This window comes from Xanthomonas sacchari, from assembly GCF_024266585.1.
Lineage (GTDB): Bacteria > Pseudomonadota > Gammaproteobacteria > Xanthomonadales > Xanthomonadaceae > Xanthomonas_A > Xanthomonas_A sacchari_C.
Genome location: NZ_CP100647.1, coordinates 1,787,943 through 1,803,597, shown reverse-complemented (window position 1 = coordinate 1,803,597; position 15,655 = coordinate 1,787,943). Strand labels below are relative to the sequence as shown.

Sequence of the window (15,655 nt, the reverse complement as noted above, 5' to 3'; positions counted from 1 at the left end):
ATGACCCAGCCGCCCCGCCGCCCCCGTTCCGCGCCGCGTACGCGCCTTCCTGCCCGCCTCGGGCTGCTGCTGGCGCTGGCCTTGCCGGCGCTGGGACAGGCGGCGGCGCCGGCGACGCTGTCGCTGCAACAGGGCTGGCAGGTGCGGCTGGCGCCGGGCGATGCCAACGCCAAGGCGCACCCGAAGGCGGCGCAATGGCTGCCGGCGCAGGTGCCGGGCACGGTGCAGACCGACCTGATCGCCGCCGGGGTGGTGCCCGATCCGTTCTACCGCGACAACGAAGCGCAGATCCAGTGGGCCGGACTGAGCGACTGGCAGTACCAGACCCACTTCCGGGCGGACGCGGCGCTGCTGGCGCGCACCCACGTGGAGCTGGTGTTCGACGGTCTGGACACCTTCGCCGAGGTCTACCTCAACGGCAAGAAGCTGCTCGCCGCCGACAACATGTTCCGGCAGTGGCGGGTGGACGCCAAGCCGCTGCTCAAGCGCGGCGACAATCTGCTGGAAGTGCGCATCGCCTCGCCGATCAAGAAGATCCAGCCGTGGCTGTCCAAGCAGCCGTATGCGCTGCCCGGCGCCTACGACTCGGCGTTCGGCGACGAGCCGGTGGCGCGGCACAGCTCCACCTACGTGCGCAAGGCGCCGTACAACTTCGGCTGGGACTGGGGCCCGCGCATCGTCACCGCCGGCATCTGGCAGGGCGTGCGCCTGGAGGCCTGGGACGACCTGCGCGTGGACGGCCTGCGCATCGCCCAGCAGCGCGTCGACGCCGACGCGGCGCAGCTGCTGGCGCAACTGCAGGTGCAGGCCAGCCGCAGCGGCGACGTGCAGTTGGACCTCGAGGTCCTCGGCCCCGATGGCCAGCGCGTCGGCCAGTTCACCCAGCGCACGGTCGTCGACCCCGGCGCCAACACCCTGACCGTGCCGGTACGCATCGCCAAGCCGCAGCGCTGGTTCCCGGCCGGCTACGGCCGCCAGGACCTGTACACGTTCAAGGCGCAGTTGCGCGATGCCGCCGGCGAACGCCTGGACGCGCAGCGCGTCACCGGCCTGCGCAGCGTCGAACTGCGCCGCGAGAAGGACCAATGGGGCAAGAGTTTCGCCCTTGTGGTCAACGGCATCCCGGTGTTCGCCAAGGGCGCCAACCTGATCCCGTTCGACAGCTTCCCGACCCGCGTCGATGCCGCGCGCATGCGCGGCTTCCTGCAGTCCGCGCGCGACGCCAACATGAACATGCTGCGCATGTGGGGCGGCGGCCATTACCAGCCGGACAGCTTCTACGAGGACGCCGACCGCCTGGGCATCATGATCTGGCAGGACTTCATGTTCGGCGGCGCCATCCCGCCCTACGACGTGGCCTTCCGCGAGAACACCCGCGCCGAGGCCGAGGAACAGGTCAGGCGCCTGGGCGACCATCCCAGCATCGTCCTCTGGTGCGGCAACAACGAAGTGCAGACCGGTTGGGAGAACTGGGGCGACCGCATCACCTTCAAGCAGTCGATCGACCCGGAAGAGCGCGAGCGCATCGTGCGCGGCATGACCACGCTGTTCGGCACGGTGTTGCGCGAGGCGGTGCAGAAGTACGACAGCGACACCCCGTACTGGGCAACCTCGCCGGGCACCGATTTCGACGGCGCCGCCGACCAGCCCGACGACGGCGACATGCACTACTGGAAGGTCTGGGGCGGCCCGGCGCTGCCGGTCACCGAGTACCTCAACGTGACCCCGCGCTTCATGTCCGAGTACGGCCTGCAGTCGTTCCCGGAGATGCGCACCATCCGCGCCTTCGCCGAACCCGGCGACCTGCGCCCGGAATCGCCGGTGATGCGCGCGCACCAGAAGTTCGACAAGGGCAACGGCAACCAGCGCCTGCTGCTGTACATCCGCCGCGCCTTCGGCGAGCCCAAGGATTTCCCCAGCTTCGTCTACCTGAGCCAGATCATGCAGGCCGAGGGCATCGCCCTGGCCGCCGAGCACCTGCGCGCATCGCGGCCGCAGTCGATGGGCTCGCTGTACTGGCAGCTCAACGACGTCTGGCCCGGCGCCTCGTGGTCGAGCCTGGACTACTTCGGCCGCTGGAAGGCGCTGCAGTACCACGCGCGCCGCTTCTATGCGCCGGAACTGATCGCCGCGCTGCGCAACGACCAGGGCCAGACCACGGTGTCGCTGGTCTCCGACCGCACCACGCCGCTGGCCGCGCGCTGGCGCATGCGGGTCATGGACCTGTCCGGCAAGGTGCTGAGCAAGACCGAGAAGCCGGTGACCCTGGCGCCGCTGTCCAGCGTGCGCGTGGCCAGCTTCAGCGATGCGCAGTTGCTGCGCCGCGCCGATCCGCGCCGCAGCGTGGCGGTGTTCGAGTTGCTCGACGGCGAGCGCGTGCTGTCGCGCAACCTGGTGTACTTCGACGCGGCCAAGCGCCTGCAATGGCCGCAAGCCGACATCCGCACCGAGTTGCGCGCCGACGGCGACGGCTACGCGCTGACCCTGAGCAGCGCCACGCTCGCCGCGCAGGTATGGCTGAGCTTCGGCGACCTCGACGTGACCCTGTCCGACAACGCCTTCGACCTGCTGCCGGGCGAACCGCTGACCGTGCGCGTGCACAGCAACGCCAGGCTGGAGCAACTGCGCGCGGCGCTGCAGGTGCGCGACCTGGGCGGGACCCTGGCGGGCGCGCCCGCCGAGCCGGCGGAGGCGAAGTGATGGGCAGGGAGATGTCGCGTGCGGGCGTCACCTTGTGGGAGGGACTTCAGTCCCGACGCTTTACCGGTAATGCCACGTCGGGACTGAAGTCCCTCCCACAAAGGCGCATCTACCTGGCGCTGTGCGCGATCGGCCTGCTCGCCGCCCCGCTCGCCCACGCCGACGAGGCCGAGGACCGCGCCGCCGCGCTGGTGGCGAAGATGACCCGCGCCGAGAAGATCGCGCAGGCGATGAACGACGCGCCGGCGATTCCGCGCCTGGGCGTGCCGGCCTACGAGTGGTGGAGCGAGGGCCTGCACGGCATAGCCCGCAACGGCGAGGCCACGGTGTTCCCGCAGGCGATCGGCCTGGCCGCGACCTGGAACCCCGAGCTGCTGCACGACGTCGGCACCGTCACCTCCACCGAGGCGCGGGCCAAGTTCAACCTCGCCGGCGGCCCCGGCAAGGACCATCCGCGCTACGCCGGGCTGACCATCTGGTCGCCCAACATCAACATCTTCCGCGACCCACGCTGGGGCCGCGGCATGGAGACCTACGGCGAGGATCCCTACCTCACCGGGCGGCTGGCGGTCGGCTTCATCCGCGGCCTGCAGGGCGACGATCCGGCGCACCCGCGCACCATCGCCACGCCCAAGCACCTGGCCGTGCACAGCGGGCCGGAACCGGGCCGCCACGGCTTCGACGTGGATGTGTCGCCGCACGATTTCGAGGCCACCTACTCGCCGGCGTTCCGTGCCGCCATCGTCGACGGCCAGGCCGGCTCGGTGATGTGCGCGTACAACGCCCTGCACGGCACGCCCGCCTGCGCCGCCGACTGGCTGATCAACGGCCGCGTGCGCGGCGACTGGGGCTTCAAGGGTTTCGTCGTATCCGATTGCGATGCGATCGACGACATGACCCAGTTCCATTACTACCGCGCCGACAACGCCGGGTCTTCCGCGGCCGCGCTCAAGGCCGGGCACGACCTGAACTGCGGCTTCGCCTACCGCGAGCTCGGCCTGGCCTTCGACCGCGGCGAGGCCGACGAGGCCCTGCTCGACCGCTCGCTGGTGCGCCTGTTCGCCGCGCGCTACCGGCTCGGCGAACTGCAGCCGCCGCGCCACGATCCGTATGCGCGGCTGGGCGCCAAGGACATCGACAACGCCGCGCACCGCGCGCTGGCGCTGCAGGCCGCGCAGCAGTCGCTGGTGCTGCTGAAGAACGCCGACGCCACCCTGCCGCTGCGCCCGGGCCTGCGCCTGGCCGTGCTCGGCCCCAATGCCGACGCGCTGGCCGCGCTGGAAGCCAACTACCAGGGCACCTCGGTGCAGCCGGTGACGCCGCTGCAGGGCCTGCGCACGCGCTTCGGCGCCGCCCAGGTCGCCTATGCGCAGGGCGCGCCACTGGCCGCGGGCGTGCCCGGCATGATCCCCGAGACCGCGCTGCGCAGCGACGGCAAGCCCGGGCTGCGGGGCGAATACTTCGACAACCCGGACCTGGCCGGGACGCCGCGCGTGCAGCGCCAGGACCGCGTGGTCGGCTTCAACTGGGACCACGTGGCGCCGGCCAAGGGCGTGGACAAGGACCGCTACTCGGTGCGCTGGAGCGGCGAACTGCTGCCGCCCGGCCCGGGCGACTACACCCTGGCGGTGCGGGTGGCGCGCTGCTTCGACTGCGCCGGCCACGACCCGGTGCGCCTGTACGTCGACGACCAGCTGGTGATCGCCGGCAACGCCGAAGACAAGCACCTGCCGGCCGGCATGCACAACGCCGATGGCCGCAACGTCGAGGCCGTGCTGCACTTCGACGACGCGCGACCGCGCCGCATCCGCCTGGAACTGGAGCATCGCGGCCAGGACCAGGGCCTGCGCCTGGAGTGGCTGGCGCCGCCGGCGCTGCAACTGGCCGAAGCCGAACGCGCGGTGGCGCAGGCCGACGCGGTGGTGGCCTTCGTCGGCCTCTCGCCGGACGTGGAAGGCGAGGAACTGCGCATCGACGTGCCCGGCTTCGATGGCGGCGACCGCAACGACCTGGCCCTGCCGGCGGCGCAGCAGGCCTTGCTGGAACGGGCCAAGGCCAGCGGCAAGCCGCTGGTCGTGGTGCTGATGAGCGGCAGCGCAGTGGCGTTGAACTGGGCCAAGCAGCACGCCGACGCGATCATCGCCGCCTGGTATCCGGGCCAGTCCGGCGGCACCGCGATCGCCCAGGCGCTGGCCGGCGACATCAATCCCGGCGGGCGCCTGCCGGTGACCTTCTACCGCTCGACCAAGGACCTGCCGCCCTACGTCAGCTACGACATGAAGGGCCGCACCTACCGCTACTTCAAGGGCGAGCCGCTGTTCCCGTTCGGCTACGGCCTCAGCTACACCCGGTTCGCCTACGACGCGCCACGGCTGTCGGCCGCGACGCTGCAGGCCGGCCAGCCGCTGCAGGTGAGCACCACCGTGCGCAATACCGGCGCACGCGCCGGCGACGAGGTGGTGCAGGTGTACCTGCAGTACCCGCAGCGCGCGCAGTCGCCGCTGCGCAGCCTGGTCGGCTTCCAGCGGGTGCATCTGCAGCCAGGCGAGGCGCGCACGTTGAGCTTTGCGCTGGATGCGCGCCAGCTCAGCGACGTCGACCGCAGCGGCCAGCGCGCAGTCGAGGCCGGCGACTACCGGCTGTTCGTCGGCGGCGGCCAGCCCGGCACCGGCGCCGCCGGCGAAGACGCCGCCTTCTCGATCAGCGGGCGCATGGCCCTGCCGAGGTGAGCGACAGGGCCGCCTGCGGCCCCCTGTCTACGAAATGCGCCAGCGTCTGCGGCGGTGCAGCGTAACTGCCCGCCGCCCTCCCGTTGCCGCGCCCCCCACGCGCCCGTATCGCGGCACCGTCTGAATTTATTTTTCACAACCTCTTGACAGTCTTCCGGGACAGCGGTATCGATAACACGTCGGTGCCACGCATCGACGATGCCAGACGCGCCGAACGCCGCAGCAACTGCGGCGTTTTCCAGGGCAGTTCCAGGGGTGATGTGCCATGTCATGCAGTCGTCGCAGCCAGGATCGATGCCTCGCCGGAGTTCCGGCGCCCTGCCTGTCGTCCGCGCGCCGCGCGGGCACGCACGGGGGCCGCTGCGCATGACCCGTCGCTACAAGCTGAGCGCGCTGCGTTCGCGCTCCAAATGCATCGCCGGCTACTCGCCGCCACGCCACTGATCGCCGTTTAACGGTCCGCCCAGCCGGCAGACGCCACGCGTCGGTCGCCGTTCGCTTGTCTTGTCCTGTTCGCACGCCGCCCGGCGTGCGGTCCGAGCGCGCGCGCCTTCCGTCCACCGTGTCTGCCTTCCAGGAACGCAGCGGCGCGTCGCCTTCGGCGCGTGCCCGCATCGATCACGATCAGCGAGGTGACACGTGGCAACCCATCCGTATTGCAAGCGCAAGGCGCTGTGCGCCGCCATTCTGGCCATCACCGGCCTCGCCGCCACCGCACCTGCGCTGGCCGGCACCGTGCAGGGCGAACTCAAGGAGCGCAGCAGCGGCAAGCCCGCCGCGCACGCCAAGGTCGCCATCGCCGGCACCGCGCTCAGCGCCGTCACCGACGCGCAGGGCCGCTTCGTCATCGCCGACGTGCCGGCCGGGCAGTACGCGCTGCAACTGGACTATCCCGGCTTCAGCGCCCCGGAAACCACCGTGCAGGTCGCCGACAGCGGCGCCGCCACGGTGTCGATCGCGCTGGACGAGGCCAAGCAGTTGCAGACGATCAGCGTGGCGGTCAACCGCTACGACGCCAGCACGTTGAAGATGAACGCGTCGAACACGGTGGACGTGCTGTCGGCCAACGATCTCGAGCACACCGCCGTGCACAATGTCGCCGAGGCGCTGGGTTTGATCGCCGGCATCAACATCACCTACAGCGGCTCGGGCTACTTCGGCGGCGTCGACGGCGCCGCCCGCGGCGAAGGCATGTTCGCCTCGGTGCGCGGCCTGCCCTCCGAATACAACGTCAACCTGATCGACGGCGTCACCGTCGCCCAGGGCATGCCGTACAGCCGCAGCGTGCAGTTGAGCCTGCTGCCGCCGTCGGGCCTGCAGACCATCGTCGCCAACAAGACCTCCACCGCCGACATGGACGGCGACGCGATCGGCGGCACCCTGGATTTCCGCACGCCCACCGCCTACGACTTCAAGGACGCCAGCAGCGGCAGCATCACCGCCAGCGGCCGCGTCGAAAGCCGCGCCCGCGACTACGGCGGCGACGGCCTCGGCGGTGGCCTGGCCGGCGATTTCCAGCGCAAGTTCGGCGACGAGCAGCAGTTCGGCTTCTACGCCAGCGCCTACTACGACTACCGCACCTCGACCAACAGCGAGGTCGCCGCGGCCACCAGCGCGCTCAACGACGGCTCCTGGCGCTTCCTGCACGCCAATGCCGACGGCAGCAACGCCGCCGGCTACGCGCCGCAGGACAACCTGACCAGCACCGGCATGAACGTCGGCGTGGTCGCCGGCTGGGAGCGCCGCTACGGCGGCAACGCCGCCTTCGACTGGAACGTGGACGAGACCCTGTCGGTGTATGCGCGCGCCACCTATGCCTACGCCAAGACCGACCAGGGCACCACCTTCGTGCAGTTGCTGCCGCAGGACGTCAGCTTCGTGCCGAGCGCCACGCCGGGCGTGTATTCGCCCAACATCAACCGCATCGCCGCACGCTTCTGGTACGAGACCAACCCGGAAATCGCCGACCTGGCCACCTTCCAGGTGGGCGCGCGCAAGACCGCCGGCAACTGGACGCTGTCGCCGAACCTGTTCTACAGCTTCGGCGACAACGACCGCCCCGACCATATCGAGATCGACGGGCGCGAGGACAAGTTCAGCCAGGCCAACTTCGCCTACTCCGGCAGCAGCCTGATGCGCTACGGCAGCGGCGCCTTCCCCTATCCACAGCTGACCCCGGCGCTGCTGGCGCAGGTCAACAACATCCCCTCGCTGTACGCCAGCAGCTACGGCGAATCGACCAAGATCTACTCCGGGCAGAAGAAGGGCGGCGCCAAGTTCGACGCGCGCTACGACTTCGCCGACGGCGCGCTGACCACGCTGCAGTTCGGCGTGAAGTACAGCAAGAGCAGCCGCCACTACAGCAACCGCGACTGGTGGACCGGGCCAGTGCCCGACGCCAGCACGCTGGGCGACCTGGGCATCTTCAACGGCGGCTACGCGGCGATCTTCCCCGGCAAGTACCACTGGGCCACGCCGCGGGTCAGCGAAGGCGCGGTGGCGCAGGTCATCGCCAACCACCTCACCGACGACGACCTGGACACCTGCGGCAGCGCGTTCTACGTCAACAACTGGAACTGCAACACGATGCGCGGCACCGAGGCGGTCAGCGCCGCCTACGCGATGACGACCTTCTCCTTCGGCAGCCTGGAAGTGGTGCCGGGGGTGCGCTTCGAGCACACCAGCATCCACAACACCTTCTGGACCACGCCCACCGACAGCGACGGCAACCAGCAGGTCGGCTACTTCGCCGCCAACAGCACGCACTACGACCAGCCGCTGCCGAGCGTGTTCCTGACCTGGCGCCCGGACAGCGCCACCACCTACCGCGCGGCGCTGTGGACCAGCTATACGCGGCCGGCATTCGTGCAGTTGGGCGGCGGCAGCCAGATCAGCGTCTCCAACGCCGTGCCGCCGATCACCACCATCACCCAGGGCAATCCGGACCTGAAGGCGATCACCTCGACCAACCTGGACCTCTCCGGCGAGTGGGCGACCGACCATGGCGGGTTCTTCTCCGTGGCCGGCTTCTACAAGCGCCTGCACCACTACATCTACGACGCCGGCTCCGGCCAGGCCAATTCGGGCACCAGCGGCAGCGGCACGGTGTTCTACCAGATGCCGACCAACGGCGGCGACGGCCGCGTGTACGGCGTGGAGGTCAGCGCGCGGCAGCGCTTCCAGGACCTGCCGGCGCCGTTCGACGGGCTGGGCGTCAGTGCCAACGCCACGCGCCAGCATGCGCATGCCGATCTGGGCATGGTCGGCTTCGAAGACGAACAGATGCAGTCGGCGCCGAATGCGATGGCCAATCTGGAGCTGTTCTACGAGCACTCGAAGTTCTCGGTGAACCTGAGCTACCACTTCAGCAGTTCCTATCTGCTGAACTACGACTTCCTGCACCAGAACGCGCCGTGGGACGACCTGTGGGCACGTCCGACGCGGCGGGTGGACCTGCACGCGGGCTATCGGTTCGACAACGGGGTGAATGTGGATCTGTCGATCTCCAATCTCACCAAGGAATACAGCTACTGGGGGCATGTGGGCCGGCACAATCTGGCGGTGTCGGACATCGTCGACGCCGGCATGATGACGTTGTTGACCGTCAAGTACGCGTTCTAGGGCGCGGCGACGTGCGCACTGGGATGCCATCGCGGAGAGGTGCCAGGATCTCTGTGGGAGCTGCTTCAGTCCCGACAGGCCTTACCGACTCCGCGTGGATCAGGCCTTTTGTGGGAGGGACTTCAGTCCCGACGGGCGTTACCGATGCGGCCTGGATCAGGCTGCATCGGCAGCCCACCCGATCAACGCACGTAGCGACTGTCGTAGGGGCGGCTTCAGCCGCGACAGGCTCTACCGACAAAGCCTGGACTATGGCTCTTGTGGGAGGGACTTCAGTCCCGACGGGCTTTACCGATGCTGCCTGGATCAGGTTGCATCGGCAGCCCACTCAAGCAACGCACGACGCAACTGTTGTAGAAGCGGCTCCAGCCGCGGCAGGCTCTACCGACAAAGCCTGGACTATGGCTCTTGTGGGAGGGACTTCAGTCCCGACGGGCTTTACCGGTGTCACCTGGGTTAGCCATCAAAAGCAACAGCTTTCGCCTGGCGGCGAGTTACTTTTCTTTGCTTGTGCAAAGAAAAGTAACCAAAAGAAGCCGCTTCACAGCAGCCGAATGGCTGATCAAGCACACCCCGCCTTCGCGCCCGCTACGCGGGTCCGCTCCGCTGGCGGGATTTTCGGACGGGGCTTGTCTGCTTCGCAGCCAAGTCCGGGGCAGTCGCCTCACGGCGCCAGCCCGCCCGCCGGGGCGAAGCAGTGCTTCGCCTTTTCCCGGCGAGCCCTGCCCCGGCCGAAAACGGCGCACATCCCTGTGCGCCGCCCCCCTCCGGGGGGTTTGACCCGCCAGCTCCGCCGCTACGGAGGGGACCCGGGAAAGGCAAAAGCTGAAAAGCAACAGCAACAACCACGGCAACTGCAACTGCAACTACAACTGCAACGGTCCTGCTGGAGCGCGCAATGAAACGCCGCGCATTCTGCCGATTCGGGTTGCTCGCGCCGTTGGGATTGGCGGCGATGCCGATGCTGCGCGCGGCGGTACCGGCATCAGCACTGGTGCCGGACGGGCGGCCGCACGCATTCGGCTTCGCGCAGGGGCGTTTCACGCTGGACGGGCAACCGTGGCAGATCCGGAGTGGGGAGCTGCATCCACTGCGGATCGCAAAGGCGGATTGGCTGCATCGCATCCGCATGGCCAAGGCGATGGGGCTGAATACCATCGCGCTGTACTTGATGTGGAATGCGCTGGAAACGGCACCCGGGCAGTTCGACCTGGACAGCGGCGAGCGCGATTTCGTCGGGTTCATCCGGCTATGCCAGCAGGAGGGACTGTGGGTGTATCTGCGGCCGGGGCCGTACGTGTGCGCGGAATGGACGCTGGGCGGGCTGCCGCCGTATCTGCTGCGCACGCCAGACATCCGCCTGCGCGATCGCCACGATGCGCGCTACATGGCCGCGGTGGAACGCTACATCGGGGCGATCGCGCCGCGCATCGCGCCGTTGATGGCCAGTGTCGGCGGGCCGGTGCTGATGCTGCAGATCGAGAACGAGTATTCGATGCACGGCAGCGACGTCGGCTATCTGCAGGCGCTGGCCGCGCTGTGGCGGGCACATGGCATCGACGGGCCGTTCTCGCTGGCCGAAGGGCTCAAGGATCTGCGCCGACGCCAGGCCATGCTGCCCGGCGCGGCGCTGGGACTGGATGGTCCCGACCTGCACGATCTGCAGGCGGCCACGGCCTTCGCCGGGCAGGCGCCGGTGTGGGTGTCCGAGGGCTACCCGGGCTGGCTGACGCATTGGGGCGAGCCGCAGTTCGCGCGCCGCGACTACGCGCCCCTGCTGCGCCGCATCGCCGCCGCCGGCTATTCGTTCAACCTGTACGTGGCGCACGGCGGTACCAATTTCGGCCTCAGCGCCGGCGCCAATGCCGAAGACGACGGCTCGCAATTCCAGCCGGCGCTGACCAGCTACGACTATGGCGCGCCGATCGACGAGGCCGGCCGCGCCACGCCGGCGTACTTCGCGCTGCGCAAGATCATCGCTGCGCAAGCGGAAACGCCACCGCCGCCGCCACCGGCCGCACCGCGCCGCGCACACTTCGACGCGGTGCAGGCCGAGCCCGTGGCCGCACTGTGGGACAACCTCGGCCCCGCGCTGCAGACCGAGATCCCCAGCGACAACCAGCGCCTGCTCGGCCAGGACCAGGGACTGGTGCTGTATCGGCGGCAGATCGCGCCGGGCCGGACGCTGCACCTCGGGCAGGTCCACGACTACGCGGTGGTGCATCTGGACGGGCGCGAGCTGGGCCATGTGTCGCGGATGCGGCATCCGCGCCTGCACAGCGCGCCGCACCTGCGCCTGCCCGATGCGCAGAAGCAAACGCGCGAGCTGGACGTGCTGGTCGACAGCTTCGGCCACATCAACTTCGGCCCGGCGCTGGGCGATCGCAAGGGGCTGCTCGGTCCGGTGCGGCTCGATGGCCAGGACCTGCACGGCTGGGAGGTACGCGGGCTGGCGCTGGACACGGACCCGACGCCGTCGCTGCGCAAGCTGCAGACGCCGCCGCAACGCCCGGGCCTGTTCTTCGCCACCGCGTTCACCCTGGACCGGCCCGGCGACGTGCACCTGGACATGCGCGACTGGCGCAAGGGCTATCTGTGGGTCAACGGGCGCCTGCTCGGCCGCTATTGGGACATCGGCCCGCAGCAGTGCCTGTACTGCCCGGGCGCCTGGCTGCGCGCCGGGGCCAACCAGGTGCTGGTGCTCGATCTGCACCGCCTGCAGCCGGGCCTGGTGCGCTGTGCCGACGGCCTGGTGCCCACGCCTGCAACGCAGGCCTTCGTTCCCCCTCCCTCCCCGCAGGATCGTGCATGCACATGACGTCGCTCGCCGCCCCCGTCGCGCCCTCCCCGTCCGCCACGGACCAGGGCGCGCCGCCGCGCACGCTGGGGTTCTGGAGCGCGCTGTCGGCCAACCTACTCAACATGATCGGGATCGGCCCGTTCATCACCATCCCGCTGGCGCTGTCGGCGCTGGCCGGGCCGGCGGTGCTGCTGGGCTGGGTGGTCGGCGCGCTGCTGTGCCTGTGCGACGGCCTGGTGTGGGCCGAACTGGGCGCGGCGATTCCGCGCTCGGGCGGGCCGTACCACTACCTGCGCGAGGCCTATGGCCGCGACCGCGCCGGGCGCCTGTTCGGCTTCCTGTACCTGTGGCAGACGCTGCTGACCGCGCCGCTGTCGGTGGCCGCGGCCGCGGTCGGCTGCGCGCAGTACCTGGCCTACCTGATGCCCGGGCTGAGCCACACCGCGCTCACCGGCATCGCCATGGCGCTGTGCCTTTTCAACACCGCGCTGCTGTACCGGCAGGTGCGCTCGGTGCAGTTGCTGTCGCTGCTGGTCAGCGCGGTGGTGATCGCCGCCTGCCTGTGGATCGTGCTCAGCGGCGCGCTGCATTTCGACATGGCGCTGGCGCGCGAGTTCCTGCAGGCGCGGCCGGCCTCGCCGCACGGCTTCTGGCTGGGCTTCGGTGCGGTGGCGCTGATCGCGGTGTACGACTACGGCGGCTACAACAACGTGTGCATGCTCGGCGGCGAGATCCGCAAGCCGCGCCGCACGATTCCGCGTGCGGTGCTGTGGTCGATTCCGATCGTGGCGGTGCTGTACCTGGGCTTGAACGTGACCGTGCTGGGCGTGCTGCCGTGGCGGCAGGCGGCGCAGTCCAAGGCGGTGGTGGCCGACTTCATGCAGGTCATCTACGGCCCCGCCGGCAGCACCGTGGCGGTGGCGCTGATCGTGCTCGCCAGTTGGGGCTCGGCGCTGGTGGTGCTGCTGGGCTATTCGCGGGTGCCGTATGCGGCGGCGGCGGCCGGCCAGTTCTTCGGCGTGTTCGCGCGGCTGCACCCGCGCGGGCGCTTCCCCACCGTGTCGCTGCTGTTCGTCGGCATCACCTCGGCGCTGGCCTGCCCGCTGTCGCTGGACGACCTGATCGCCACGCTGATGATCATCCAGATCCTGTTCCAGTTCCTGGCGCAATGCCTGGCGGTGGTGCTGCTGCGGCGACGGCCGCGGCGTCGCGCCAGCTTCGCCATGCCGCTGTATCCGTGGCCGCTGCTGATCAGCGTCTGCGGCTGGCTGGCGCTGCTGGCCACCAGTCCGCTGCCGCGGCTGCTGGCGGCGGTGCTGGCGCTGTGCGCGGGCACCGCGCTCTATCTCATCCAGGCCAAACGCGAGGCAGCATGGCCCTTCCAGCAATGAAAACGCACGACGTCGCGGTGGTCGGCGAGGTCTATCTCGACCACATCTTCAGCGGCTTCACCACCTGGCCCGGGCCGGGCGAGGAAGCGATGGCGCGGCACTACCATCGCGATCTCGGCGGCGGCACCGTCAACACCGCCTGCGGCCTGGCCCGGCTTGGGCGCAAGGTCACGCTGATCGGCGCGATCGGCGCCGGCGACCGCGCCTGGTTCGCGCAGCGCCTGGGCGATTTCGGTGTCGGCACCGAGGGCCTGGTCGACCATCCCGCCGGCACCGGCGTCACCGCCAGCGTGTCGCTGCGCGAGGACCGCTCATTCTTCACCTACCCCGGCGCCAATGCCGAGCTGGAACCGCTGCTGCGCAGCGCCGCCGCGCTGGAGGCGATGCGCGCCGCGCGCCACGTGCACTTCGCCCTGCCGCTGCCGGCGGCGCTGGCGCGCACGCTGTTGCCGGCATTGCGCGCGGCCGGTTGCAGCACCTCGCTGGACGTGGGCTTCAACCCGGCATGGCTGGGCGATCCGGACAACCACGCCACCTGCCGCGCGGTCGATCACTTCCTGCCCAACCAGAAGGAGGCGGCACTGGCCGGCTGCACGGGCGACGATGCCGCGTCCTGCCGCGCCTGGGCGCAGGCGCTGGGCCTGGCGCAGGTGACGATCAAGCTCGGCGGCGCCGGCGCCTGCGTGGTGGATGCGGCCGGCGCGCGACTGGTCGCCGCGCCCGTGGTCGCCGTGCAGGACACCACCGGCGCCGGCGACGCCTTCGATGCCGGCTTCATCGACGCGCTGCTGGACCACGTTTCCCTCGATGCCTGCGCGCAGCGCGGCTGCCTGTGCGGCGCCGCCTGCTGCACCGCGCTCGGCGCGCTCGACGGCCTTCCCGATCCCCCACGTCTCAGGAGTCTCCATGAGCAGTTCCTCTCCCAACCGTAAACTCGCCCTGATCGGCGGTGGCGGCGTGCGCGCGCCGCTGGTGGTGTACGGCGTCAACGATGCCGCCGAAGCGCTCGGCGCGCGCGAGATCGTGCTCTACGATCCGGACCAGGATCGGCTGGCGTTGATGGTCGCGCTGGGCCGCGCGGTGGTCGCCGAGTTCGGCGGCGAGCTGCAGGTCAACGCGGCCAGCTCGGCGGAAGCGGCGATCGACGGCGCGCACTTCGTGCTCAACAGCATCCGCATCGGCGGCATCCATCAGCGCGCCACCGACGAGCACACCATCATCCGCCACGGCTACGCCGGGCAGGAAACCACCGGCCCCGGCGGCGTCGCCAAGGCGCTGCGCACGGTGCCGGTGGCGATCGAGCAGGCGCGGATGGTGGAGCGGCTCAGCCCCGACGCCTGGCTGGTCAGCTTCACCAACCCGGCCGGGTTGATCACCCAGGCCATCAGCCGCCACACCCGCGCGCGCGTGGTCGGCATCTGCGACACGCCGGTGGAGCTGTTCCACAACATCGCCCGCGCGCTCGGCGAACCGCCCGCGGACGTGGACTGCGAGTACGTCGGCCTCAACCACCTGGGTTGGATCCGCGCGGTGCGCGTGCGCGGCGAGGACGTGCTCGACCGCATCCTGGCCGACGATGCGATCCTGCGCCAGCTGTACCTGGCGCCGCTGTTCGACTTCGACATGCTGCGCACGCTGCGACTGATCCCCACCGAATACCTGTACTTCTACTACGAGCGTAGTCGCGCCCTGGAGAACCAGCGCGCCAGCGGCGCCAGCCGCGGCAGCGAGATCGAACAGCTCAACCACACCCTGATCGCCGACCTGCGCAGCCGCCTCAACGCCGGCGACGGCAGCGGCGCGGTGCAGACCTACGCCGCCTACCTGCAGCAGCGCTCCGGCTCGTACATGCGGCTGGAGGCCGAGGCCGGCTCGGCCTTCGCCGACGACCTCGCGCCGCAGCCGGACCCGTTCCGCGCCAGCACCGGCTACCACCGCATCGCCGTGGACGTGATGAGCGCACTGACCGGCGCGCTGCCGGGGCGGCACGTGGTCAACGTGCGCAACCAGGGCTGCATGGCCGAACTGGCCGACGACGACATCGTGGAAATCTCCTCCACCATCGAACGCGACCGCATCACCCCGCTGCCGGCACGGCCGATGCCCGAGGCGATCCAGGGCCTGGTGCGCACGGTCAAGGCCTACGAGCACGCCGCCATCGACGCCGCGCTCAGCGGCAGCCACCTGGAGGCCTGCAAGGCGATGCTGATCCACCCGGCCATCGGCGAATGGAGCCCGTCGCGGCGGCTGCTGGAGGCCCTGTTCGGCCATGCCGGCAACGGCGACGACGACGGCGAGTGCGTGTGCTCGGGACCGATGCACTGGCACGGCGCGCACCACCCCCACTGAGCCGGACGGTTGTGCGGTCGCAGGATGCATCGGACGGCCACACGTTGTAAGGTCGTCGCAAATTG

Annotated in this window: 7 protein-coding genes; all 7 read left to right on the top strand. The window is 70.0% G+C overall.

The features are described from left to right. A complete protein-coding gene (locus NKJ47_RS07245; protein ID WP_254460815.1) occupies positions 1-2,700 on the top strand; it encodes a beta-mannosidase in 2,700 nt (899 codons plus the stop codon). Positions 2,701-2,711: 11 nt separating this feature from the next. Further along, positions 2,712-5,429, top strand: coding sequence for a glycoside hydrolase family 3 C-terminal domain-containing protein (locus tag NKJ47_RS07240; RefSeq protein ID WP_254460814.1), 2,718 nt, complete (start codon positions 2,712-2,714; stop codon positions 5,427-5,429). Positions 5,430-6,068: 639 nt separating this feature from the next. Next, the gene (locus NKJ47_RS07235; protein WP_254460813.1) at positions 6,069-9,050 is read left to right on the top strand and encodes a TonB-dependent receptor; all 2,982 of its coding nucleotides are present in this window, start codon (positions 6,069-6,071) and stop codon (positions 9,048-9,050) included. Positions 9,051-9,948: 898 nt separating this feature from the next. Then, positions 9,949-11,868, top strand: a complete 1,920-nt coding sequence (locus NKJ47_RS07230) for a beta-galactosidase (RefSeq protein WP_254460812.1) — start codon at positions 9,949-9,951, stop codon at positions 11,866-11,868. Next, positions 11,865-13,241: an APC family permease gene (locus NKJ47_RS07225; RefSeq protein WP_254460811.1), complete on the top strand. Its 1,377-nt coding sequence runs from the start codon at positions 11,865-11,867 to the stop codon at positions 13,239-13,241. Before NKJ47_RS07230 ends, NKJ47_RS07225 begins: the two co-directional genes overlap by 4 nt. After that, the gene (locus tag NKJ47_RS07220; protein ID WP_254460810.1) at positions 13,238-14,173 is read left to right on the top strand and encodes a carbohydrate kinase family protein; all 936 of its coding nucleotides are present in this window, start codon (positions 13,238-13,240) and stop codon (positions 14,171-14,173) included. The genes NKJ47_RS07225 and NKJ47_RS07220 overlap by 4 nt, the downstream gene beginning before the upstream one ends. Further along, positions 14,148-15,590, top strand: coding sequence for a 6-phospho-beta-glucosidase (locus tag NKJ47_RS07215; RefSeq protein ID WP_254460809.1), 1,443 nt, complete (start codon positions 14,148-14,150; stop codon positions 15,588-15,590). Before NKJ47_RS07220 ends, NKJ47_RS07215 begins: the two co-directional genes overlap by 26 nt. The last annotated feature ends 65 nt before the right edge of the window (positions 15,591-15,655 follow it).